Genomic DNA, 24,731 nt, shown 5'->3' on the forward strand with positions numbered 1-24,731 from the left:
GTTCATCTCACCGGTGACGGCGGTTCTCAGAGTTGTCAGTCCCACGATGGCGCCAATCACAAGGACCGAACCGACGACGACCAGTTCCGCGGACAGAATGACACCATGTTCATCCCGTCTAAGTTGACTCAGCAGTTTCAACATGTTTCATTCTCCGGGCTGCCGAAAGCCCACTGGCTTTCACAATGAGTTCAGACGTGAAATGCGCGCGACACGCGACATCCGTCTGAATGGGCAGAACCCGTGCCACCGTCCCCCCGATTCGCCCGCGGGGAATCCGGCTGTTGCGTAAGCTCAACAACAACGGGACTTTGCAGTGCTGCGAAACGGCAACATGCGTTTCATCCGGCACAAGCGGCGTTCATCGATCTTTGCGCACCGTTCCCTGAGATGTTCACAACGCTGAACACGATCGCGGCGAAGATCGTCCTCAAGAACTGCGCCACCGCCCTGCCCGACATTCAACCTGGTCAACGTGGATTCGCGTCGAGAAACGGATGCGTTCCGCGCCGCAAGCCTCGATGCCGCCGTTCCGCAGTTCGGTGACTGACGACGGCGGCCGGGTGTTCGCTATAGTGCGGCGTGTCGCGAAATACTTCCATTCACTGCGCGTCGCCCCTGCGTTGCGGCATCGTTCTGACAACCGGTTCTTTCGCATTCGAACGGACGTTCGAATGCGGACTGAATCGGCCCCGCGGAGATCAGCGTTTATCAACATCGCAGGGCTGCGTCGCGTTGTCGATCCTCGCACTGCGTCGTACCATTGAGGCGGCTTGATGTGGCTTGAGGATGAAATGATGGACGCCAGCGAGAAGAGCGCGCGATTGATTGAGGCGGCCTGTGCCGTGCTCAATGCCGCACCCGGACACCGGCTCAATACTGTGGTGCTGAACAAGACGCTGTTTTATCTGGACCTTGCCGCACTCCGGGATCGCGCCGAGACACTCACGGGCAACGCTTACATCGCGCTGCAACAGGGACCGGTTGTCGCGAAGTATGACCAGCGTCTGATCGGCGAACTCGAAACGCGGAGACTTGCAAAGCAGGTCAGCGAATGGGATGGATCGAAGCCGGTGCTGCTCGAATCATGCGTCGAACACTTTCAGTTTATCGACGCTGACGCACTGATCCTTGTGTCCGCGGTCACGTCATACTTTGCGGGACTGTCATCACGCCAGGCGTCTGATTTCTCACACGAAAACCCCGGCTGGCAACACGCGTGGGATTCGTTCCGTCGCACAAGGAAACCCACGCCAATCAACATGCTGATCGCGCTGCAGCAGATTGTGGAAGACGACCCGTGGATGGACCTGCCGTTACCAGACGATGACGCAATTCTCGCGGCGGCGGATAACGGAGTCGGAGTCGACTGGTAATGCACTACGAGCCACAGGACGGAAAGTGGCAGCTCGGCGAAAACGCGTCGCTGCTGGCGGAGCTGCGTCAGCGGATGACCCCGGAGGCCTACGAGCAGGAAAAGCAGGCGCTAAAAGAGTTTCTCTGCGGTTATTTCTCCACGGGCGAATGTCGTAACGCACAGGGAAGTTCAATCTCCCCGATGAAGGCCAGCCCCGGCGGCGGCAAGGTATTGAAGGTCCGCTGGGCATATCCGGGCTGCGGGAAGAGCGGCAGCCTGCGTCTGGTCGTGGTTGCCTACTGCGAACAGAAACGTGTCCATATCGCCCAGGCGTTCGACCGGCGGGCAAATCCGACAGACGACGAAATCGCAGACGCGGTCAGCGACCTGTAGTCGTGCTTCCGATTGCGGAATCTTGTAGTAATGGTGTCTCTACAGTTCGCGTTTCGGGCAGGCGAACGAACCGGTCCAGAACATCGTTCAGCAGTTCTCGACGCCCGTATTCCGCAGTTCGGTGACTGACGACGGCGGCCGGGTGTTCGCTATAGTGCGGCGTGTCGCGAAATACTTCCACGCGGAGTGCGGAGGCTCGGTCGTTTGGCGTGATGAGCGCCGGAGTCCTGTGCGTGGGGTCGTGGCTGGCAACAAGTTTTCCAAAATGAGGTGTCTATGATGTTCCGAATTTGCCTGGTGGTTCTGGCTGGAATTCTGGTGACGGTCGGCACGGCAACGGCCGATTCCAGGAACGGGCGGCTGGATATCTATTTCATTGATGTCGAAGGAGGCGCCGCGACGCTGCTGGTGACTCCGGCGGGCGAATCGGTGCTGATTGATTCCGGGTATCCCGACAATCACGGACGCGATCTGGACCGCATCGTGCATGTCGCGAGGGACGTGGCCGGTCTTTCGAAAATCGATCATGCCGTCGTCTCACACTGGCATATGGATCACTACGGGAATCACGCGGCGCTGGCGGCGAAGTTCGGTGTCGGAACCTTCTGGGATCGCGGCATTCCGGACATCCTGCCCGAAGACGGTCAGTTCGAACAGCGCATCGCGGCCTACCGCGCTGCTGCTCAGAATCAGTCCCGGTCGCTGAAGGCCGGTGACAGCATTCCGCTGAAGTCGAGCGGGACTCCGTTCACGGCCAGAGTGCTGACGTCGGGGCGTGAGGTTGTCGCGAATAACGGACCCGTCAATGCGTTCGCCGACCGGCATGTTCCCGCGGAAGAGGACAAGTCCGACAATGCTGCCAGTCTGAGCGTGCTGTTCGATTTCGGCGGTTTTCGGTTTCTGTGCTGCGGCGATCTGACATGGAACGTGGAAGCCCGGCTGGTCACGCCGAACAACGCCGTCGGCACGGTTGACCTGTTTATGGTCACGCATCATGGACTGGCAACCAGCAACAATCCGGCGCTGGTGCTGGCCATTGATCCGACCGTCGCGGTGATGTGCAACGGACCGACCAAGGGAGGCGACCGACAAACGCTGGCGACTCTGCGTGAAGTCAAGTCCCTGAAAGATCTCTTCCAGCTTCACCGCAACGTGAATCTGGCCGACGACCAGCAGGCTCCCGCGGAATTCATCGCCAATGGCGGAACGACGGAAACCTGCAAAGGCCAGTGGGTCAAAGCTTCCGTCGCGCCGGAGGGTACCAGCTTCACGGTTCAGATCGGACCTGAGGGAAAGGTCAGTACCTACGAAACGCGAGAAAAGTGAAGCAGGGACGATGCCTGAGCGTGACGTGTTCCCGAACTTCCGCGAAAGCCCCGTCGATGGCTCGTCATGAAGCAGACCGCGAGGATCTGGTGAAGGAAGCCACGGCGATGGTCGAGCGCGCGGAGATCCGCTGTGATTCCCTGGCCGGACCTGTCACCGCCGGCTTTCGGAAGGACGGACGGCTGAGCATCTACGTCGATCAGGATCCGGTTTACCAGTTCGATTCCGCGGGGTTGCTGCGGCGAGCGTACGTCGGCGGTTTCCTGTACCGAAGCGAAGGCGGAACTCTGGCCGAACTGCAGCGGTCACGATCGGACGACCGGACCACGCTGGTTCGCCGCGATTTGTCTGCCGGGGAACTCAGCCGGTTTCGCGGCGACATGCATCGGACGCTTCAGACGGTCCTCAACGATCTGCTGGACGGAAGTTTCAAGCTTCAGCGGCAGATTCCCGGAGACGCCGACATCGTCACGCGAGTGAAAGACGGCCTTCACCAGATTCTTGCACTGAACGGCGAATTTCTGTCGAATTCGATCCGCCCGCGACGCTGAATGCCGGCTCGGCGGTGCAGGTGTCGGAAGGCCGATGGTTTGTCACGCCGAAGCACGGTGCCTTCACTGGAACCTGGAATGACACGACGATCGCAAACTGCAGACGTGAACAGCGAGCGGTCAGCGATGAAGCGATTAACGGATCGCCGTTGCGAAACTGGCGAGCGTTCACGGCGGATACATGACGGCGACAGGGAGTGCCGATGAAAACACTGATGCTGATGAGACATTCGCATGCCGTTTCCAACAACCCCGCATACTCCGACCATGATCGGCCGCTGACGACAGCCGGAAGGACTCTGGCGGAATCCACCGCGACGCTCCTGAAATCCGAAGGCCTGGTTCCCGACTGCATCGTTTGCTCGTCGGCTGCCAGAACTGTCGAAACCGCTCAGCTTGTGGCTTCAACAACTGGTTCGCCGGCTGAACCGCACTGCACTCAAACACTGTACCTTGCGAAAGCTCAGGCCTACCCGACGGCTGTGCGACAATCGGCGAAGAGCACGGACAACGTCGTGCTGGCTCTGGGACACAATCCGGGAGTTGCATCGCTGGTGAACGCCTGGTCGGATGAATTTCTCTCATTTACACCGGCCAGCGTCGCGATCTTTTCACTTTGCATCGACGATTGGTCGCAGTTGGCGGAGGGACTTTCCGAACCTCCCGTTCTGAAAGGCTTTATCACAGAAGGTCGCCGACAGATCTAGCCGCGATGATCCACTGGCATCGGATGATCCCCGAAACTCGCAACACGCGGTCGTTCGGTCACCGGTCCCGAAGGATTTCTGTCGTTCGATCTGTTGCCGGAGAGGTCGCATCGTCTGAAATGATCCGCTGGCGTCTGGATTTCGCGTGAAGTCCGTGAACCGGTTGGTGCAGTGACCTGAAAAAAGCGATGCTGCCAGTCGGCGGCTGCAACGACGTATGGACCTGCCGTCCGCCAGCATGTCCTGTGACCGCGAATTTTCCTGCGATGACCGAACCGACTACTCACGACCAGGCTTTGCTGGCAGCCATGACGCTGTCGATGGTCTCGGGAATCGGACCCAGAATGCAGTCCGAACTGCTGGCACATTTCGGTTCCGCGGCCGCAATTCTCAGTCAGAGCCGCGATGTGCTGCTGTCCGTGAATGGCGTCGGACCAAAGCTGGCGGACAATATCCGGGCTGCCGACTTCGCCGCCGCTGCCGAGATGCTGGACCGGTGCCGGCAACTAAACGTCACGCTGCTGCAGCGCGATACAGACGACTATCCGGCACGATTGGCGACCGTCGACGATGCGCCGTCGCTTCTGTATTGCCGCGGTGAGCTGCTGCCGAGGGATGATCTGGCCGTCGCAATCGTCGGATCGCGACGGTGTACGGCGTACGGCCGAAAGCAGGCGGAACGTCTTGCCGGATCACTGGCGCGAGCGGGCTTCACGATCATCAGCGGCCTTGCCAGAGGAATCGACGCGGCTGCTCACCGAGGCGCCCTGTGTGCGGGCGGCCGAACGATTGCCGTGCTGGCAACGGGCGTAAACAACATCTATCCGCCGGAACACGCAGATCTGGCGAACGAACTTCTGCAGAAGGGGGCTTTGGTCAGCGAATTCCCGCTGGATCAGCGACCGCTGCCCGGATTGTTTCCTCAGCGCAACCGCATCATCAGCGGTCTGAGTCTGGGGGTCATCATCGTCGAAGCGACACGAAATTCCGGCGCGCTGTACACCGCGCGTCATGCATTGGAACAGGGACGGGAAGTGTTCGCCGTGCCGGGACACGTTGACAGCCTGGCGAGTGAAGGCTGTCACGATCTGATCCGCGACGGCGTCACGCTGATTCGCAATGTGGACGACGTGATGAAGGAACTCGGCCCGCTGGCGACTCCCGCAAATCCGCAGCCGGATGTCGTCGTGCATAATCCCCGCGAGATGACGCTGAATCCTCAGGAACTGGAAATCCTGAACGTCATCGCGACATCCCCGGTACACGTCGACGAAGTCATGCGAGCGACAAAGCTGGATCCGTCGCGCGTGTTATCGACGCTGACCGTCCTGGAAATGCGCCGCTTCATTCGGCGGCTTCCAGGAAACATGCTGATCCGGAATTCGTAACCGGCCTTCTCATGCACCGCGGACTCGGAAATCCATCGATCAGTGCCGATGGTGCTTCAATCTTGTGGTGCTTCAATCGGGTGGTGCTTCAAGACAGTTCGCCGCGGATCAGAATTTTGGCGGCGGTTCTTTCGGCGTGCTCGCGAGTCAGATAGTCACCCTGTGCCACGCGTCGCCGGACCCAATCCAGGAATTGCTGCGATGATTGCATCGTGGTTTCCGTCAATGGAAAGTGCGGTCGGGATTCACCAGTGGCTGGGAGGTCTGCGTTGTTCATCATACGTTGCCTGCAAGGATCCGCAGTACAGTGGCCTCGCCAGTCACAGTTTTGGAACCGGGCGGGCCGAACCCTCAGGGGTACCTCAATGCGGGACAGGCTCCGGCCGGGTCAGAAGCAGGAACGGTTGTTCCATCGGCACGAATGAAGCCTCTTCCGTTTCTTGAGGTCGCCTTTCCATCACGAGCATCATCGAATCGCTCCGATTCGACTTGCCGACGGTTCGATTTTTATTTTCTCCCACGTGATCGCGTATCATGCCGCCGATGCGTGCCCCTGCGGACCTCGTTGGCGAACCGCGGGACGTTTCCTAAACTCTTTCGCCACAAGTGATTACCGATGCCGCAGGATGCGCGTATGGTTCGCTTCCCGGCACGCCGATTCGGTTCTGTCTCGGTAATCTGAGCGATTTCCGCAAGCAAGTTAAGACCCGCCTGGCATTCCGAAGGTGCCGACACGTTGCCGCAGGGCAGCAGACGTCGTTGCCTTTCGAGCACACGATATGGTTACAAAAAGCAATGACGGATCGGGTCCCGCGTTTGTGGTCGGGATCGATCTGGGAACAACGAATTCGGCAGTTTGCTACGTCGACACTGACCGTGAACCGTGGCGCGTCCAGACGCTGCCATTGCCTCAGTTGGTGGCTCCGGGACAGGTTGAAGATCGGGAGACGCTTCCGTCCTTTCACTACGAAGCCGCCCGGAACGAGTTTCCCGACGAAGCGATGCGGCTGCCGTGGCAGGCCAGTGCCGCTGCGTATTGCGTGGGCGCGTTTGCGCGAGATCACGGAGTGCAGGTTCCCGGTCGGCTGATTGCGTCCGCAAAGTCGTGGCTGTGCCACCCTGGCGTCGATCGGACGTCCGGGCTGTTGCCGTGGCAGGGCGCTGACGACGTGCAAAGGCTTTCGCCGGTGGACGCCAGCAGTCGCTACGTCCGGCACATGCTGGAATGCTGGAACGCCCGCTTTCCCGCATCGCCGCTCGCTGAACAGACGGTGGTTCTGACAATCCCGGCGTCGTTTGACGAGGTCGCTCGCAACCTGACCATCCGCGCGGCTCAGATGGCGGGGCTGCCGCGTGTTCTGCTGATTGAAGAACCCCAGGCGGCGTTTTACGCGTGGATCGACCGGCACCGACATGACTGGGAACAGCAGGTGACGCCCGGTCAGAAGATTCTGGTCTGCGACGTCGGCGGCGGCACCACAGATTTCACTCTGATTCGAGTCAAGTCGGACTCGCAGGGACAGGTCGTGTTCCATCGCGTGGCCGTCGGCGAGCACCTGATCCTTGGCGGCGACAACCTGGATCTGGCGCTGGCCCGTTTCATCGAAAACCGATTTCGCGAAACGGGGACGGAGCAACTGACGCCCAGGCAATACAGCGTGCTGGTGCGAGTCGCGCGGCAGGTGAAGGAAACACTGCTGTCGGAAGGAGCCCCGGATCGCTACACAGTCAACCTGCCGGGAAGCGGTGCGAAGCTGATCGGCGGCGGCATTCAGTGCGAAGTGACTCGCGACGAGATCGCTGATCTGCTGGTCGAAGGATTCCTTCCGAAATCCGGCTTCGATGATTCTCCGCGGAAGGCTCAAAGCGGGTTTCGGGAATTCGGGCTGCCCTACGCTGCCGACTCCGCCATTACCAGATATCTGGCTCGATTTCTTCGCACGCATTCCGAACTCGCCGTCGACAACACGCTGCTGAATGACGATGCCCACCCCGCGCGGCCGGATATCGTTTTGTTTAACGGAGGCTTGTTCGAATCAAAGCGGCTGCAGCAACAACTGACCGACTGTATCAACGGCTGGTTTTGTGATTCTTCCACTGATGGCTGGAACCTGCAGGTGCTGGATTGTCAGCGGCTGGATCTGGCTGTGGCTCACGGCGCCGCCTGCTTTGGAATGGTGACGCGCGGCATCGGGACCAGGATTTCCGCCGGACTGCCCCGCAGTTATTACATCGGAGCCGACAGCGATCGTGGTCCCAGCGCTGTCTGTCTGGTGCCGGCCGGAACGGAACCCGGAACCGATCTTGATCCGCCGGAACACGAATTTCACCTGGCGACGGGTTCTCCGGTGGAGTTTCCCGTCTACTACTCCGGAACACGGCTGACGGATCCTGTCGGTGCTGTCGTCGAGATCGATCCGGAACAACTCAGCGCACTGCCTGCGATTCGTACCGTGCTTCGCGATAAGAGCGACGGCCAATCCGGATCGACAGGTGACACGGTGCTGGTGCGCGTCAACGCGGGGCTGACCGAAATCGGCACGCTCGACCTGTGGTGTTCCAGTGTGACCGGCAACCAGCGCTGGAAGCTGCAGTTTGACGTCCGATCGACGGTGCGCACCGACGTCGCATCGCACACCAGCGGAACCGCGGAAGCTCAGGGAATTGTTTCCGAGGACGTTTCCGGCAAGTGTCGTGACATTCTGCTCAGTGTGTTTGGCCCGCAGGGTCGCGAAAAGGCGGGAGGCCTTGCGAAACGCATCGGTCGCGAACTCGGACTTAGTCGCAGCGATTGGCCGACATCACTTCTTCGCGACATGTGGCAGATACTGTACGAACTTCGCGACGGCCGCCGCCGAAGTGCGGTTCACGAATCCAACTGGCTGAATCTGGCGGGATTCTGCCTGAGGCCGGGATTCGGTTTCGCGATGGATGACTGGCGCGTGGGCGTGATGTGGGAGCTGCTGAACGGCGGATTGGTTCACGCCGTTCCGGAATGCCGCAGCCAGTTGTGGATACTCTGGCGCCGCGTCGCCGGCGGATTGTCCGGCGGCCAGCAGACAGCCATCGCGTCGCCGCTGCTGAGTTCCATTCGCCAGACCGCGCAGCAGATCAGCACCGGTCGCGGCAAGGGCGGGCCGATCGTCCTTCACGAAAAGGATGCAGCGGAAATCTGGCGACTGCTGGGTTCGTTTGAGCAGCTTGCGCCATCCGTTCGCAGCGATCTGGGAGACACCATTCTGATGCTGCTGACACGGCCAAAGCTGGCTCCCGTGCGAGACGCTCTGGTCTGGACTCTGGGACGCCTGGGAGCGCGCGTGCCGCTGAATGGCAGCGCTCTGGTCACTGTTCAGCCCGAGACGGCCGAACGCTGGCTGAAGGAAGTGCTCGCGCTCGGGCTGGATGACGTTCGCTCATTGCCGCTCGCCATCATGGAGCTGTCGCGTCGTACCGATAACCGATTCGTCGATCTGCCGGAAACTGCACGAGAAGCGGCGGCTCGCTACCTTCGGGAGATGGGCGGTCACCGTACGCTGATCAGGCTGATTCGCGAAGTCGGCGACGTCGACCGGGAAACTCAGGACGCCCTGTTCGGCGAATCGCTTCCCATCGGTCTGCGTCTGAACTGAATCCGACCTTGTCGAAATCCGGTCCGGAACACTGTCGCACCCGGCGCCCCTGCATCAGGCGGTTGTGTGTCACGCGGCCGATCGATTTTCATGGGTCGCAAGCTCCCAAAGACGGACGAAATCGCCCAGAATTCCAGTGGTCTCACCGTGGCGGCCGGATGACGTTTGCCATGACTTTGTGAGCTTCACGTTGCACTGACATGCGCGGTGATCCTTCATGGCGCACGGCTTTGTGCAGTTTTCGGGAACCATCGGATTCAGAAAAGATGGCGGGGCAATCCGTATCGAACGACAACGCAACGGAATGCTCCGACTTTGAGAAGCCCGCCGTCGAACTGAAGGTGACTCGGGGGCCGTGCGAAGGGCGGACGTTTCGGTTCACTGACCACCAGACATGTGTCGTCGGTCGATCGAAGCAGGCGCATCTGCGGCTGTCGCCGGACCGGCGGTTTTCCCGGTTTCATTGTCGCCTGGAGATCAATCCGCCGGAAATCTGTGTGATTGACCTTGGCAGCACCAACGGAACAAAGGTGAACGGGCTGCGAATTGAAACGGCCCTGCTGAATTCGGGGGATGAGGTTGCCGTCGGAGACACGCAGTTCCACGTGCAGGTGTATCAGCCGCCGAAAGCCGTGGACCAGCTTTCGATGACGACGCTGTTTCCGGAAAACGCGATACACGATGTCGGGCCGATTGATTTCTTTGACGATGTCGTCCCGTCTCTGACCGGATACTCGATCGAACGCCAACTGGGGCACGGCACGATGGGAGCAGTCTACCTGGCGCGGCGGGCCACGACGGGGGACAAGGTCGCCATCAAGATTATTCGTCCCGCCGCCGCGACGGATGCGAAAATCGTGGAACGGTTCCGCCGCGAGGCGTCGATCATTCTTCGACTGCGCCACAAGCGCATTGTCCGGTCACTGGATTTTCGAATCACGGAGGATCAGGTTCCGTTCCTGATTATGGAATACATCGACGTTGTCGATCTGCGCCGAATTCTGTGGGAGACAAATCTGAATGACCGCGTTCGCATGGCTGCCGGAATCATGGCGCGGGTTCTTGAAGCGCTGGAATATGCGCACAGCCGCGAGATTGTTCATCGCGACCTGAAACCATCCAACTTTCTGGCGTACCGGTCAAGGGGCAAGCTGCAGGTCAAGTTGTCCGATTTCGGACTGGCGAAAAACTACATCGATGCAGGGTTCAGCCATTGCAGCACCAGCAACGAGATCTGCGGAACAATCGCGTTTATGCCGCCGGAACAGATCATCGACTGCCGATACGCGAAGCCGTCCTGCGACATCTATGCCGCCGGAGTGTGCCTGTACAACCTGATCACCGGCCGGCTTCCATTCGAATCGCCCAATGCCGCTCAGCAGATTTCGTCCATCCTGAACGCGTCACCGGTTTCCGTCGCCGCGCGGGAACCGGGTGTTCCGGACGGGATTGTCCGAGTTATCGACCGCGCCATTGCACGCAGGGCAGCCGATCGGTTTGATACGGCGGAGCAGATGCGGCAGGCTCTGTTGCCCTTCACTTTCCGGCAGTAACGACGGATGTCGATTTTTTTTCGCAAGGCCACCCGCTGACAGGCGACTGTATTCGTGCGAACGATCGAATGCCCGAGATGCTCCCATCGCCTTCGCATCCGCGATCCCGAGGCCGGGTTTTCGGTACGGTGCAGCGCCTGCGGAACGGACCTGACAGCCATCGCGCCGGGCCGTGCTCCGGTGTTGTCGCACGAACCTGAGCCGAATGCGGCAGGCAGTCAGGAACCGGGATCGGAGGCGGAGTCAAAGCAGCCGTCGTCCGGCATTCAGGGGCCTGCGGCACGAAGTCTGGAGGAACCAACGCTTCGGCAACTCGGTCGGTTCGAACTGAAAAGCGTTGTCGGCTTCGGCGGCTTCGGGCGTGTATATCGAGCCTACGACCCGCACCTGGAACGCTTCGTTGCGTTAAAGGTTCCGACTTTCGGGCCGGGACAGAAACTTCGCATCGCACGATTCTTCAGTGAAGCCAAGGCGGCGGCCCGGCTGAAGCACTCGAATATCGTCACCACGTATGAATCCGGAAAGGCCGACAAGAAGTTCTACATCGCGTCAGAGTACATCGAAGGCGAACTGCTGTCCGACCGCCTGAAACGCCAGCGGCTGCCGCTGCGGGAATCAGTCCGCCTGATTCAAAGACTCGCCGGCGCACTCGCCTATGCGCATTCCGAGGGCATCGTCCACCGGGACATCAAGCCGCACAATGTGATCGTTGATCAAACGGGCGAACCTCAGTTGATGGACTTCGGACTGGCACGACGGCTTGACGACGACGCGCGCGTGACCACCGACGGAGCACTTCTGGGGACTCCGGCCTACATGTCTCCGGAGCAGGCTCGGGGTGAGACAACAGAAATCAGCGCCGCCAGTGACCAGTACAGCCTTGGCGTCGTCCTGTTTCATCTGTTGACGGGAAGCACTCCCTGTGAAGGTTCGCCACACGTCGTGATCGCGGAGATGGCGAAGGGACTTCTGTATTCCGCAAGGGATCGGAACCGAAATATCGATACCGATCTGGATGCCATCTGCCAGCGAGCCATGGCGCCGGAAACATCCCATCGTTATCCCGACTGCGATGAGTTCGCGGACGATCTTGCCGCGTGGCTTGACGGAAAGCCGGTTCAGGCACGGCCTCTGTCAACTCTGCAGCGATGGCAGCGATACGCACACGCCAACGCACTGATGATCTTTCTGTTCTCGCTAATTCTGATTCTGTCAGCAGCCACAACAGCGGCTGGCTGGAGGCTGTGGCATTCCGAACGGCGGCCGATCACCGCCGCGCAGCCGACCGATGCCGACGAAATCAGCGACCGCATCGACGCTGACAACGCCGGCACCGCAGTCACGTCGACCGATGCCCCCGTCGACATAGGCGCCGCCAACACAGATGCCGCCGCTTCCACCGACACCGCCGGTGGACCGATACCAGCGCCGAAGCCGGCAATCGAGCTGCTGTCGCTGGTCGATCCTGTCGGATCAGCGGAACTTGGCACCTGGTTTCGCAGCGGTTCGCAGATCGTCTCGTCTTCCGCGCCCATCTCCCAACTGCTCGTTCCGTATGCGTCGACCGGTGAATACGACTTTGTCGTGGCAGTTGAACCGCTTGAAGGATCCAGCGGACTGGTTCTGGGGCTCAGCACCGCGTCCGGCAGAATTCATATTGTGATTGACGGACCGGAATCATCGAACTTTCGAACAGGCCGCGTCGTTCCGGAGCCGGTGCGCCCCGATGAGCCGCGATTGTTGATGAAAGGTGTGGTATCGCAAGTCGTCTGTGAGGTCCGCAGCGATCGCGTGCGAGTGCTGGTCGACGGTTCCGAAGTGGGCGACGCGTCCACTTCAGATTCGTGGCAACGGAACACTCCCTGGCGAACATCGATCCGGAACGCTTTGTATGTCGGAGGTCTGAAGACGCTTTACCGATTCCACGAAATGTCTGTGCAAGACATCAGCGGTGACGGAAGCCTGCTGCTGCCACCGGTCCTGACCGGTCAGGATCATCAGGAAGTGCCGATCGCCGATTTCGGTGATTCCGTTCCCGATATCGCGCGACGGTGCATGGCGCAGGGCGGACGGCTTCGCGTGCGTTCCGATTCCGAGGGGACTCGCCTGCTGGACGTTGTTTTCGCAGGCGCGACAATTTCCGATGCAGACGTCGCAGCCATCGCCGGACTGACCTGTCCCGTTTCGATCGATCTGGAAAACGCGAAATGGGAACTCAGCGCGACGCAGGCAGCGACGGCTTTGCAGCGGATGACTCAGATGCCGCAGCTTCTGGAACTGAATCTCGCCGGTCAGAATGTTGTGACCCCGGAGGTGATACGCTCCGTCTCGCGATGCTCCACTCTGAGGTCGCTGGATGTTTCAGACCGGTACACGACGATGAGTGAACTGCAGGAGATTGCGGACATGCCTTCGCTGGAGGCACTCCATGTGCGATCAGCGGGACTATCGAAGCCGATGGCGACGTATCTTTTCAGCCGCCTGCAGAATCTGAACGTGATCGACGTCTCAGAAAATCCCCCCATCACATCGGCGGAAATCTCCGGACTTGCCTCACACAGCCAACTTCAGGTGCTGATGCTCGACGACCTGCCCGGCGTGGATGACAGATCAGCCGAACCGCTGTCGAATCTGACGTCTCTGACACAACTGGGAATCCGACGCACGTCGATCTCCGAATTCGGACGTGCCTCCATTCAGAATTCGCTGAAAAGCACGCAGATCCTGTGGGAACCCACTTCCGTCGAACGGTCCGCATCGCCGGTGGTCGCTTCTTCCGGCATCGCAAAACCAAAATTTACGTTCTCCGGCTGGTCCACAGCCTGGGCGCCCGACAGTCAGCGCATTCTCTACAACTCCGGTTCTGTCGGACCGAATCCGGATGGCTTTCTGAGATGGAGAAATCTGGAAACCGGTAAGGAACAAAGCATTGTGGCAGCGGGAAAGGATCCGTGCTGGGCACCGGCAGGAAACCAGAATATTGCCTACGTGATCAGGGACAGCAACCGGGAAGTCATCTGGATCGCCGATCGGAGCGGAAACAACCGTCGGATTGTTGCACAGGGCTATTTCCCGTCATGGTCGGCGAACGGACAAGTGTTGTATTTCCGCGATTCCGGCGATGCTCAGATCAAGTCGCTGGATATCACCGATCCGGGGGCAAAGGCGGTGTCGCTGCTTTCCAGCCGGGGACATCTTTATCCGGCTGTTTCTCCGGATGGCAAACTTGCCGCCGTCGCCACCGGCGGAAAGCTGGTCGTCACAGATCTGACGACACGGCAAACACGATTTCAGCACGATATCACCGGCTGGAAAGGTCTGCTTCCGGGTTGGTCCTGGGACAGCCGGTTTCTGGCGTTCGCTGACTACGGTTTCGACAAGGTAGGCGTGTGGGTCATGAACGTGCAGTCCGGAAAGGTGCAGCGCGTCCTGAAGGGATCGTATGCCATGCCGCGCTGGTCTCCTGACGGAAGGTACCTTGCCTGCGATGATCGACTGCGCAAGGTAGTCGAAGTGTTTGTCGTGTCCGATCTGGAGTTGCCGCCGTGAACGACGCCGCATACCGCAGACGGACGTGTTTGGCCTTTCGGCCTGTGCCTGGCAACATCGTTCCGGAGATCGCTGCCTCGTGGATTCCACCCGGTTGACAAAGTGTGTCGACTATACCGCGAGCGGGGCAGGATGAGACATTCGGGCTCGCGGGAGTAAGAAGGGCGAAAAGTAGCGGCGTCCGCCGCGGCCAGCATAAGTGTATTGATAAGCGGCATGCAGAAACGGTCCGTCGCACGGTAGCCTTTCCCAACGTCGCAGCTCTTGCGATTCCCCGTCCGTCTCGCGGACCGCCATTCCGTCAAATTGCGTTTCGGGTCTCCCAGATGCCGCCCGAAGCCGCAGGGGAACCGCCAGACTCGCAGCTGTTGCGCGCCTCCGCGCCTCGCGCACGACACGGGGGCTGGCGGCTGAAGGACGCGGTTTGACCTTCAGCGCGTCGGACGTTATTCTCCCCCGCTCAAATTTTGAACGAGTCTCGCTGTCGAGGCTCGGCGGGCATTCGACCACCTCCCGCAGCTTCACTGGTGGCGTGTTGTTTGTCGGATTTCGCAGGGTTTTTCCCTTCGCGGTTTGGCATTCACACAATTGTTCTGTTCGGTCGCCCCTGGATCCCCGTGCGGACTTCCGCTGAGGTCTTCAGTCTGCGATCGATGCGACGCGGCCCGTCGCAGCTAACAGGAGATCGGCTATGGCTGAGATTGTTGTGAAAGAGATTCTGGACGCCGGTGTCCACTACGGTCACCGTGCCAGTCGGTGGAATCCCAAGATGCGGCCGTACATTTACGGTCGACGGAACCAGATTCACATTATTGACATCAAGGAAACGATTCGCGGTCTGATCCGGGCCAAGAAGTACCTGATGCGGGTGGCCGCTCAGGGCAGCATGGTACTGTTCGTCGGCACCAAGCGTCAGGCTGCTGCGTCAATTGAAGAGCTGGCTCTGGAATGCGGCATGCCCTTCTGCACCGAGCGATGGCTGGGCGGAACGCTGACCAACTTCCGGACGGTTCGCAGCCGGCTGAAACGGCTGGAAGAACTGGAAGCGCTGCAGGAATCCGGTGAGATCCGGACGTACAGCAAGAAGATGCAGTCGACGCTGATGCGCGAATACCGCAAGATCTTCCGCAACCTGAACGGCATGCGGGACATGAATCGGCTGCCCGAATGTCTGGTCGTCGTGGATCCCGGCAAGGAAAAGAATGCCGTCCACGAAGCTCGCCTGCTGGGCATCAAAGTCGTTGGTCTGATTGACACCGATTCCGATCCGGACGCCGTCGACCTGCCGATTCCCGGTAACGACGACAGCCTGCGATCCATTCGCCTGATCATTCAGCACATCACGGACGCGATCAAGCAGGGGAAATCCTTTCGTCCTGAGGAACCGAAGAAGGTCGACGCGGCCGACGAGCCGAAGGCGGTTCCGTCGATCCGCTGACGGCGCTCGGCACGCGATTACGGTCGCGGCACTCATCGGTTTGTTTGTACCGATGAAGTGCCGCGGACGTGAAGTTCCCTCGCAGCTGATTCCTGCCGCCGTCACGCGGTTTGCAGTGGCTCATCGAAGCTTCGCGTTTCCACAGGTCCTGCGGCATTGTCCGCGGTTCAACATATCGCCTTCGCGTGACAGTCTCCGTCACGACTTTCGCCGGCGTTCCGACATCCACGAAATTTCAGCCGCGCCGCGCAGTGTTTCGCAGCGCGATTCGCCACGCTGACAATGTCAGCACCAAAACCAGGGAGAAAACTGATCATGGCAGAAATCACGGCCGCCGCCGTAAAGGCACTACGGGAAAAAACGGACCTGCCGATGATGGAATGCAAGAAGGCGCTGGTCGAAGCCGGCGGCGACGAAGCCAAAGCCGTCGAAATCCTGCGCGAGCAATTCAAGAAGGTGCAGTTGAAGCGAGCCGACAATGCCACCGAAGAGGGCCGCGTCTTCTTCAAGGCAAAACCCGATTGCTCCGAAGCCGCCATGGTGGAGATTCAGTGCGAATCACCGCCTGTCGCGACCGGCGAATCTCTGCAACAGTTCGGCGATGCCATGGTAACACAACTGCTGGACGGTCCCGGAGCGGCGACGCCGGAGGAACTCATGCAGCAGAAGCCCGCCGGATCCGACAAGACGTTCCAGGAACTGTACGAGGAAATGGTCAACAAGATCCGTGAGAAGATCGTTGTTAACCGCATCGCTCGAGTCGCCGGTCCCGTGGGCGGATACATTCATCACGACTTCAAGACCGGTTCGATGTTTCAGGCAACGGGCAAGGACGGCTGCAGTGAAATCCTGCGCGACGTGGCGATGCACATCGCCGCGCTGAATCCTGCCCACTGCAAGCCGGAAGATCTTGATCCGAGTGTCGTGAAAGCGGAACGCGATCGACTGACGTCCGAAGCGAAGGCGTCCGGTAAGCCGGATAACATCATCGACAAGATTGTCGATGGCCAGATGAGTCGTTTCTATGGCGAAGCGGGTGTCCTGCTGCACCAGCCGTTTGCGAAGGACGACAAGAAAACCGTCCAGAAGGCACTGTCGGAAGCCGGACTGGAAGCCGTCGGGTTTCACCGATGGCAGGTCGGCGGCGGCAAGTGAGGCCGGGATTCCGACCCTTGCTGAGTTCTCAAAGGTCGATCCGCTCGGATCGGCCTTTCTTTGTTTCGAAAAGTTTTCCACCAGTCATCCCGATTCCGACGCCGGACTACCGCGACGGTAACCGTGCGACGCCGGATCGGCTGCCGAAATGCCCGCGGAGTCTCCGATTGGAAAATTCGCCTGACCGGCGCCGGTATTGTTTTTGATTGACCGCTACGGCGATCGGCAGATGAGGATTTACCAATGCAGAGCGATAATAGCTTCACCCTCCCGTTGAAACGGGAGGGTCGCCGATCGAATGCCGTTCAGGCATTCGATCGCGGGGAGGGCCATGCACGGGGAACTTCCGTTGCGCGGACGCCCCCCCTTGTTTGATCGCCTGCACGGCGATCAAACTTCGACCCTCCCGTTGAAACGGGAGGGTATGTTCTCATCGGCCGAAGGCCTTAGAGTTGCAAAAAGCATCAGTGTCCGCCGCGGGCAGAATAAGTTTGCATGACCGGGACCGCTACTGTTTTCTGATCGATCGCTCAGCGTTTTGTTCCGGCGCGCCGGTGGTCTGTCAGGCGTACGGTGATGAATACAGACGTGGGCCCGACGCCCGGAAGAAAATCGCTCCTGCCGAACCGCGTGCGCCAGTGAATGTCCGATGTCCGATGTGGCGGCGGCTGGGCGGGAGCGTCGCCCTCCACGACATACACAGACTTCGTTCTTGTCAGCCCGCGAAACCTGAGACCCGACAATGTCTGACCAGATCACTCACTCCGTCTATAAACGAGTTCTGTTGAAGATCAGCGGCGAGAGTTTCTGCCGTGAAGGTGGTTCCGGAATCAGTATGGCGGAAATCACCAGCATCGCAGAACAGATTCGTGACGTAGTCAGTTCCGGAGTCCAGCTTGCCATCGTCTGCGGCGGCGGCAACATTCTGCGGGGTAAGCAATTCGCGGAGGTCAGCAGTTCCATCGTGCCGTCAACGGCTCACTACATGGGCATGTTGGCGACAGTCATCAATGCGCTGGCACTGCAGGATGCCCTGGAAGTCGCCGGAGTCCCGACTCGCGTGCAGAGTGCGATACGCATGGAAGGCGTGGCCGAACCATTCATTCGGCGGCGCTGCATTCGACACCTGGAGAAAGGCCGCGTGGTGATTCTTGCCGCGGGGACGGGAAGTCCGTTCGTCACAACGGACACCGCCGCGGCGCTGCGAGCCAGGGAGATTGATGCTGATGTTGTGCTGAAAGGCACGAAGGTGGACGGCGTGTATTCGGATGATCCGGAAAAGAATCCCCACGCGATTCGCTACACCGACATCACTTACCAGGATGTGCTGGCCCAGAATCTGCAGGTCATGGACGCTCAGGCCTTCCACCATTGTCAGGAACACAAGTTGCCGATTGTGGTCTTCAACTATAAGAAGATCGGCAACATCGCTCGCGTGATTGCCGGCGAGAAGATCGGAACTCGCGTGTCGTCTGACGGAAAGCCGACTTAACCGCACAGACATCGGACGGTTTCAGGTGAAGGGAACGTCCGCCCGTCGGCATGTCGCGCATGTCGTTGTGATCGCGCGGCGAACGACTGGTGCGATGCGTGTGAGTTCGCTCCGAATTGGGATTCCGGCGATGCATCCTGCGGCATCAATCGCTGTTCAGCTTTGACAGGATGGCCTTAACGACGCCCGGCCGGTCGTGGTACCAGTCACGCGCCAGAACGATGCACACGTTCCAGCCGTAGGCCTTCAGAAGCTGCGGGCGCATCAGTTCGCGTTCCAGCAGATCCGACTGAGCATACCAGCGGCGTCCGTCGACCAGGATTCCCAGGCGGTACGTTGTGTCTCCCGGCCGATAGACGGCAAGGTCGCAGCGGAAGTGAGACTGCCCGACATCGATATCCGCGCAGAATCCGCGGCTTGTCAATTCACCGGCAATGTCGCGAACGACGGCCTCACCGGCTCCGGGCTGCCGCTCGGCAACCTCGTCGCGTCCGCTGAGCGATCGCAGGATGGTCTCGACGGTTGTTGTCTGGCCGACGGAACACGTTTCGGCATATCGAAGGTAATTCTTCAGACAGTTGGCTCCGTCATTGTATTCGTTCGTGATGTTCGTCCATCTCATGCTGGAGACCAAAGCCATGAAATGCTTTGCTCGCGAGAATGCAACGTTGAGCCGTTTTTCGCCTCCCGACTGATTGATGGGACCGAAGTTCATGCGAATCTTTCCGGCCTGGTCCGGTCCATAGCAGACGCTGAGGATGACGATGTCGCGTTCGTCGCCCTGAATGTTCTCCAGGTTCTTGATCAGCAGTCCGGCGAACTGGCCGTCTTCTTCGCGTTCCAGTTCGCGTTCCAGCAATTCGGCAAACTGGTCGTCGCCGTCGGCAAGGCGGCGAATCGCTCCGTCGATTTCGTCCTGCTGAGCCTCCGAGAACGCGACGACGCCGATGCTGTAACCTTCATCGCGAAGCAACACACGGCGGACGAGTTGCGCGATGTAGTCGGCCTCTGCGGCATTGCGGCGTTTTTCGTAAACGCCGTGCTGCAGGAAGTGGAAGCTGACGGGACGCCGCAGCAATTCGTCGGCGAATCTGCTGCCGTCGATGGAGCTTTCCGCAAGCAGCTCAGATTTCTCCGTCACGGCCCTGCGTTCATCGGGCACGGTCAGCAGGCGACCGTTGTAGAACGCATGGTTGGAGAAACTGATCAGGGATTCCGACCGGCTGCGGTAATGCCAGCCCAGCATCCGTGACGGCAGGTTTCGCGCCGCGTGGTTCAGAAAGCTGCTGCTGTTCAGATCGTACTGAACGATTTCGCCACCTTCGTCAATCTGCAGGCCGTCTTCGTCGTCCGGCGTGCGGCTGGCGAAGAAACTCGTCGGTGGCAACTGCATTTCATCACCGACGACAATTGTCTGTTCCGCGCGAAACAGCGATGGGATGGCTTCTTCAAGTGTGATCTGGCTGGCTTCGTCAAAGATGACGACATCAAACAAGTCAGAACTCAGCGGCAGCGTGTCCGAAACGCTGAGAGGACTCATCAGCCACACGGGCTTCAGGTCGCGAATCACGCGGCCGGATTCAGCGGACGCGAGTTCACGAATGGACTTGTACCGCATGGACTTGCCGAATTCGTGTTCGATCTCGCGGCGACCCTTGCTGTAGAGACGTTTGAATTCCTTCTCGTCGTTCGACATCCCGGCGGCGGAACGCGACGACAATTCGATGTTGTCCGCAAACGTCTGCCGGACCTGTTCGCGGATACAGTCGGCGTTGGCGGTCTGCCAGCGGTCACAGGTGTCCGCAATCCCGGCCACCAGCTTTTCCCGCGCGGCGGCGTCGATCGCCGACAGTTGCGGTTGTCGGCGATAGGCCGCCTTCAGCGTCTGTTCGGCTGCCGCCGCTTCAAGCTGAGTCAGCGTCAGCGGCAGTGTTCGGATGGCCGCCGTTGTTTCCGCCGGCAGCCGTTTCAGCGACGCAAGGCAGTGCAGGTAGTCGGGCAACTGGTGAATTGCCGCTTCAAGTCTTGCAAGGTCGTCGCGCAGTTCCGGCAGCGACCGATGCCGGTAATCTTCCAGACAGCGATCAAGAACCAGGCACAGTTCATCCAGGTCCGGCTTCAGCGCGGCAAGCTGCTGAAGCGTTCGACTTCCGGATCGTGACGCCAGCACATGGCGATTCAGATTTCGAATCGGTCCCGGCCGGTTGTTCAAAGCTTCGCGAAGCTGAGTCAGTTGAGAATGAAATCGGTCAAAGTCCAGGTGGATGCCGAATTCATCACTGATCGCGGTGGCAACACTGTAACGAGCCGCCCGCTTGTCGTGTTCCTGATCGAGTTGTTCAAGGATCTGAGTCCACGTCGGCTTCACCAGGTGCTTTGAAAAATCGTAGCACTCATGGAGTATCCGCCGCAGCTTCCACCACGACGGCTTCAGAATCGACAGAAGACTCTGTTCGAACTGACGAGCCTGCTGCAATGCGGTGCATGTGTCTTCCGACGACAGCTTTCGTTTCCAGAAGAATGTGTCTTCTTTGGCCTTGTCCACCGCCTTGTCGGCCCGCTGCAGCTTCTGAATTCGCTTTGAATACAGCTTCGAACGGTCCGACTTCGGGTCGAGCAGCGGCAGCAGATCTCGCTGAACCAGAAAGTCGGCTTCGCCGGCATATTCCACCGCGGCAAAAAGCTGAGACAGGCTGGACGCAACTTCGGAAGGAAGTTTCATCGCCGCAATCTGTTCCGCCAGCGATGCGGGATTCGAAGGAACATGTTCCGCGCCCGATGAAACTTCTGCTCCGTCGAGTATCGCAGCCGCTTTTTCCAGACATTCCGTTACCAGCTCCAGCGGATGATCCGCATCCGCGACATGCGAACTCAGCAGGCACAAAGGATGATTCGCCAGCACTCCGTCCTGCTGCACATGCTTCAGCCGGTTCGAGAATTCCGCAAGCTGGTCGCGAAATTCCAGCCACTGCGTGTAATGCGGAACCCGCTCCCATTCACGCGGCAGCAGTTGCGGGACGTGTTCGCGAAGCTCAATCAGTCGATCCAGCACGGACCGCGGCGAACATTCCGGTCGATCATCCTGCCGCGGCGGAGCATCGTTCGGCCGTGCCGGATTCGGGTCACCGGATTCGTCATCGCTTACAGGAATCGACATCGCCCGACTGTAGCGTTCCAGCGGCTGCAATCCTTCGCGCAGGCTTGCCAGAGTTTTCTGCCGTCGGTCGCGATGCCGGTCACGCTTTTCGCGGGTTCCCGCGACGAAGGCTTCGTACGTCGCTTTCAGGTCCATCACGAACTGCTTTTTGTCCGCCTGGGAATCGTGAATCAGACAGCACAATTCCTGCAGTCCCTGCTGAACGAGACGATGATAGACCACGTCGATGGCGGCTCGCTTTTCACAGACAAACAGAACTCGCTTGCCGTGGATGACAAAGTCGGCGATCAGATTCGTGATTGTCTGCGACTTTCCTGTGCCGGGCGGGCCCTGAATGATGTAGCTGTCTCCCGTGCGGGCATGGCTGATGGCCTGCATCTGCGTCGGATCGCACGGCACAACGTGAAACCGCTCCTCCAGCGGTATGGACTCCGGATTGAGTGACGACGGATTCACGGGAGTCATCGAAAACGTCGCTTCGAAGGCGGCGTTTTCCGTATTTTCGGCGACCAGTTGCGTGTAGTCACGGACCAGCGACATGCGCCGGTACTTCAGGTTGGCCAGCGTCACGCTGCACAGATCGAATTCCCAGTTGTACGGATTGCCGTCGCCGCCACTGAAGGTGTAAAAGCTCTTTGCCGATTCCGCGACCGGTTCTTCATGCGCCGGTTCTTCGGGCGGCGGCGCTTCATGCACTGGTGCGGCTTTGTCGTCGGACGGACGCGTGTCCGCGGCGGCATCTTCCACGGCATACCAGGGTCTGGCTGGCTTCGACGTCAGAATTCGTTCCAGATGAGTCTTCGCCGGCGCGATCAGGTTCTGAAAAATGCGGATTCCCAGCGGATGGTAGTTGATGGAATCGTAGCTGTAGTCGAGATCCATGAAGCTGCGAATGCCGCGACCGGCCAGCCGGGCTCGCCGGATGAATTGATCCAGCCGGCGGCGAGCCTTGTCGTGAATGATTTCGATCCGCGGCTTTTCGATCCGCGCCAGCGCGACGGAACTGTCGCTGGCGTGGATTTTCGTCTGGACGTCCGCCAGGAATTCAGCAATCCCGCGTTCGCCGGGATCCACGCTTTCGGGCAGATCGATGTCGTACAACTGCTTGAACAGGTGCCGGACCACCGGATTGACTTCCGCTCGATTGTCAGTTGCTGTCAGCGTGTAGCGATCGTGAATTCCCTTCTTCACGTCCAGCTTCACGGGCAGCATCAGCAGCGGGGATTCATAGGATTCAGCCGGTTTCGATTTCAGATCCGACCACTTCAGAAAGGCGACGATCAGCCGCAACTGAGCGAACCCGTATTCGTTTTCGTCGCGACGCGCTTCAGCGCGAATGCGGTCAAGTGTGCCGGGCAGGTACACGGACTCCCGAAAGTTGAGAAACGAGTTCAGCGAAATCGGCTTCTGACGCAGAAGTGAGTCGCGGAATTTTCCCTTCCAGGTCAACACCTGGTTGTCTCGGATCCGCATGATGTCGCACGAAATCGGAATCGACGCATGCGTCAGATTGACGGTCTGCAGCGTCGATCGAAACTGCAGCAGACGGTTGCGGCGGTTGATTTCGAACAGCCGTTCCTGAAGCTTACTAAGAATCACACGCCGCTTGCCGGTGTGGTCGGAACGGGAGACCTGCTGGTCGCGGGCCAGGTCGGTTTCGAAGTCGACTTCCTGGTCGCGATAGTTTTCAATCGTCGACAGCAGCGCCGGCAGATTTTGGGGCCGTCGACGACGATCGAGTTCCGTCGTTACTCCGATGACTCGCGCGATCACCGGGTGCAGCGACGGATTGATCCGAAACAGGTTCGTCCGATGTTCGACAAATCGTCGATGATCGTCGGGATCCGCGAGATCCAAACCGCAGGCAAGACTGGCCAGAATCAATCCCAGCGAAAACACATCAGTCGTTGGGTCATGATGATTGACGGAATGTTCCCAGCAGACGTAGCCGGGCAGATATTTGACCGGCGATGACTGGTCAAATTCGGCGGCGGACGGCAACTCACCGTCGTCAACGTCCAACGTCCGGGAACGCTGTCTCACGATTTCGAAACCACGCGATGACGACCGGAGTGCGCGCCGCACCGCGGAGGAACTTCGCCGCTGTGGCAACTGATCGCCTTCCGCAAACCAGATTCGGCCGCCGTCAGTGTGAAGAGCGGCCAGACCTTCCAGCGGAGCCACGTCGCCGTATTCATGTGCCGCGATGACCTGTTTCAGCAGTGGCAGAAACGCAACCAGCACGTCTTCCGTCGCCATCGGCCCGTGCTGAACCTGTTCACGCAGGAAATCGTGAAAAGCGCTCACCGTGTCAGTTCCTTTTCCGCTGACTTCACAATGGCCTTCGCTTCCGCCTCAATCTTCTGCAGGAGTCGCTTGCCGAGCTTCAGTTCTGTTGCTGCCAGGTCGCGGAATTCTTCGATCAGTGAATTCTCTTCCGCGAACAGAAACGCGGCGGCCAGCGGAGCTTCTTCCAGGTTTGCGTCGCAGGTCACGAAGTCCAGCAGCAGATAACAGAAGTAATTCCGCAATTGACCGTCGCAGCGCTTCAACAGCGACTTCAGGTCGGAGCGCTGGGCGCCGGACTCGCCTTGCGTCTTTCCGGAATCTCTCTGACCGCTCGACTTGCGCGAAGTTTCTCCCGGCACGTCGCTGTCACCTTGATCCGCAACCGGCCCGGCAAACGTGAAGTCCTCGAAGAACCGCCGGGCGTGCCCGGCAACCAGAGTCGTCTGCAACCAGAGCGGTGTCAGGAACTGCTGCAGGAACCGGCGAGTCAGGTCCGAGACTTTTCTCTGTCGAAGCAAGTCCAGTTCCTTCAGTGCCAGCGGACCTTCGACCATTGCTTCCAGACCATCGTCAGCACTGTCGGGAGAATCACGCCACAGCCGCAGTGCCCGCGCGCGAATGAACATTTCGGGATGTGTCAGGCCGTCGCTGCCGGCCACCAGCTTTTCGCAGACTTCATCCGCCTGCTGCAGATAGGCAGCGGCGCTAACGTCTTTCAGGCCGGTGTGCATCTTGACCAGCATCCGA

The 24,731-nt window shown here is 59.5% G+C and carries 15 protein-coding genes; 12 read left to right on the forward strand and 3 right to left on the reverse strand.

What is annotated here, in order from left to right; translation table 11 throughout:
- Positions 1 to 776 precede the first annotated feature (776 nt).
- The 6 genes from R3C19_19885 to dprA all read left to right on the forward strand — a co-directional run bounded on the left by R3C19_19885 (position 777) and on the right by dprA (position 5,722).
- The gene (locus R3C19_19885) at positions 777 to 1,376 is read left to right on the forward strand and encodes a Panacea domain-containing protein (GenBank protein ID MEZ6062610.1); all 600 of its coding nucleotides are present in this window, start codon (positions 777 to 779) and stop codon (positions 1,374 to 1,376) included.
- Positions 1,376 to 1,750 carry a hypothetical protein gene (locus tag R3C19_19890; GenBank protein MEZ6062611.1) on the forward strand — a complete coding sequence of 125 codons (375 nt, stop codon included), beginning with the start codon at positions 1,376 to 1,378 and terminating at the stop codon, positions 1,748 to 1,750. The genes R3C19_19885 and R3C19_19890 overlap by 1 nt, the downstream gene beginning before the upstream one ends.
- A 276-nt stretch (positions 1,751 to 2,026) precedes the next feature.
- On the forward strand, positions 2,027 to 3,076 hold the full coding sequence (locus R3C19_19895; protein ID MEZ6062612.1) for an MBL fold metallo-hydrolase: 1,050 nt from the start codon (positions 2,027 to 2,029) through the stop codon (positions 3,074 to 3,076).
- A gap of 56 nt (positions 3,077 to 3,132) precedes the next feature.
- Positions 3,133 to 3,627, forward strand: a complete 495-nt coding sequence (locus tag R3C19_19900; GenBank protein MEZ6062613.1) for a hypothetical protein — start codon at positions 3,133 to 3,135, stop codon at positions 3,625 to 3,627.
- A gap of 203 nt (positions 3,628 to 3,830) precedes the next feature.
- Complete coding sequence (locus R3C19_19905) at positions 3,831 to 4,334, forward strand: histidine phosphatase family protein (GenBank protein ID MEZ6062614.1); 504 nt, start codon at positions 3,831 to 3,833, stop codon at positions 4,332 to 4,334.
- A gap of 266 nt (positions 4,335 to 4,600) precedes the next feature.
- Complete coding sequence (dprA, locus tag R3C19_19910) at positions 4,601 to 5,722, forward strand: DNA-processing protein DprA (GenBank protein MEZ6062615.1); 1,122 nt, start codon at positions 4,601 to 4,603, stop codon at positions 5,720 to 5,722.
- Between the two features lie 88 nt (positions 5,723 to 5,810).
- On the opposite strand, the gene R3C19_19915 is transcribed toward dprA, so the two are convergent.
- Positions 5,811 to 5,933: a hypothetical protein gene (locus R3C19_19915; GenBank protein ID MEZ6062616.1), complete on the reverse strand. Its 123-nt coding sequence runs from the start codon at positions 5,931 to 5,933 to the stop codon at positions 5,811 to 5,813.
- A gap of 568 nt (positions 5,934 to 6,501) precedes the next feature.
- On the opposite strand from R3C19_19915, the gene R3C19_19920 reads away from it, so the two are divergent.
- The 6 genes from R3C19_19920 (at position 6,502) to pyrH (ending at position 18,538) form a co-directional block, all read left to right on the forward strand.
- On the forward strand, positions 6,502 to 9,351 hold the full coding sequence (locus R3C19_19920; GenBank protein MEZ6062617.1) for an Hsp70 family protein: 2,850 nt from the start codon (positions 6,502 to 6,504) through the stop codon (positions 9,349 to 9,351).
- Between the two features lie 266 nt (positions 9,352 to 9,617).
- Positions 9,618 to 10,904: a protein kinase gene (locus tag R3C19_19925; protein ID MEZ6062618.1), complete on the forward strand. Its 1,287-nt coding sequence runs from the start codon at positions 9,618 to 9,620 to the stop codon at positions 10,902 to 10,904.
- A 180-nt stretch (positions 10,905 to 11,084) separates the two neighbouring features.
- Entirely contained in the window at positions 11,085 to 14,453 is a 3,369-nt protein-coding gene (locus R3C19_19930) for a protein kinase (protein MEZ6062619.1), read from the forward strand.
- A gap of 691 nt (positions 14,454 to 15,144) precedes the next feature.
- Positions 15,145 to 15,891 (forward strand): 30S ribosomal protein S2, encoded by a 747-nt coding sequence (gene rpsB / locus R3C19_19935; GenBank protein ID MEZ6062620.1) that lies wholly within the window; start codon positions 15,145 to 15,147, stop codon positions 15,889 to 15,891.
- A 315-nt stretch (positions 15,892 to 16,206) separates the two neighbouring features.
- Positions 16,207 to 17,046 (forward strand): translation elongation factor Ts, encoded by an 840-nt coding sequence (tsf, locus tag R3C19_19940; protein ID MEZ6062621.1) that lies wholly within the window; start codon positions 16,207 to 16,209, stop codon positions 17,044 to 17,046.
- 742 nt (positions 17,047 to 17,788) lie between these two features.
- Positions 17,789 to 18,538, forward strand: a complete 750-nt coding sequence (pyrH, locus tag R3C19_19945; protein MEZ6062622.1) for a UMP kinase — start codon at positions 17,789 to 17,791, stop codon at positions 18,536 to 18,538.
- Between the two features lie 145 nt (positions 18,539 to 18,683).
- On the opposite strand, the gene R3C19_19950 is transcribed toward pyrH, so the two are convergent.
- Positions 18,684 to 24,002 carry an AAA domain-containing protein gene (locus tag R3C19_19950; GenBank protein ID MEZ6062623.1) on the reverse strand — a complete coding sequence of 1,773 codons (5,319 nt, stop codon included), beginning with the start codon at positions 24,000 to 24,002 and terminating at the stop codon, positions 18,684 to 18,686.
- The gene (locus R3C19_19955) at positions 23,999 to 24,727 is read right to left on the reverse strand and encodes a hypothetical protein (GenBank protein ID MEZ6062624.1); all 729 of its coding nucleotides are present in this window, start codon (positions 24,725 to 24,727) and stop codon (positions 23,999 to 24,001) included. Before R3C19_19955 ends, R3C19_19950 begins: the two co-directional genes overlap by 4 nt.
- Positions 24,728 to 24,731: the final 4 nt, after the last annotated feature.

This window comes from Planctomycetaceae bacterium (assembly GCA_041398785.1).
GTDB lineage: Bacteria > Planctomycetota > Planctomycetia > Planctomycetales > Planctomycetaceae > JAWKUA01.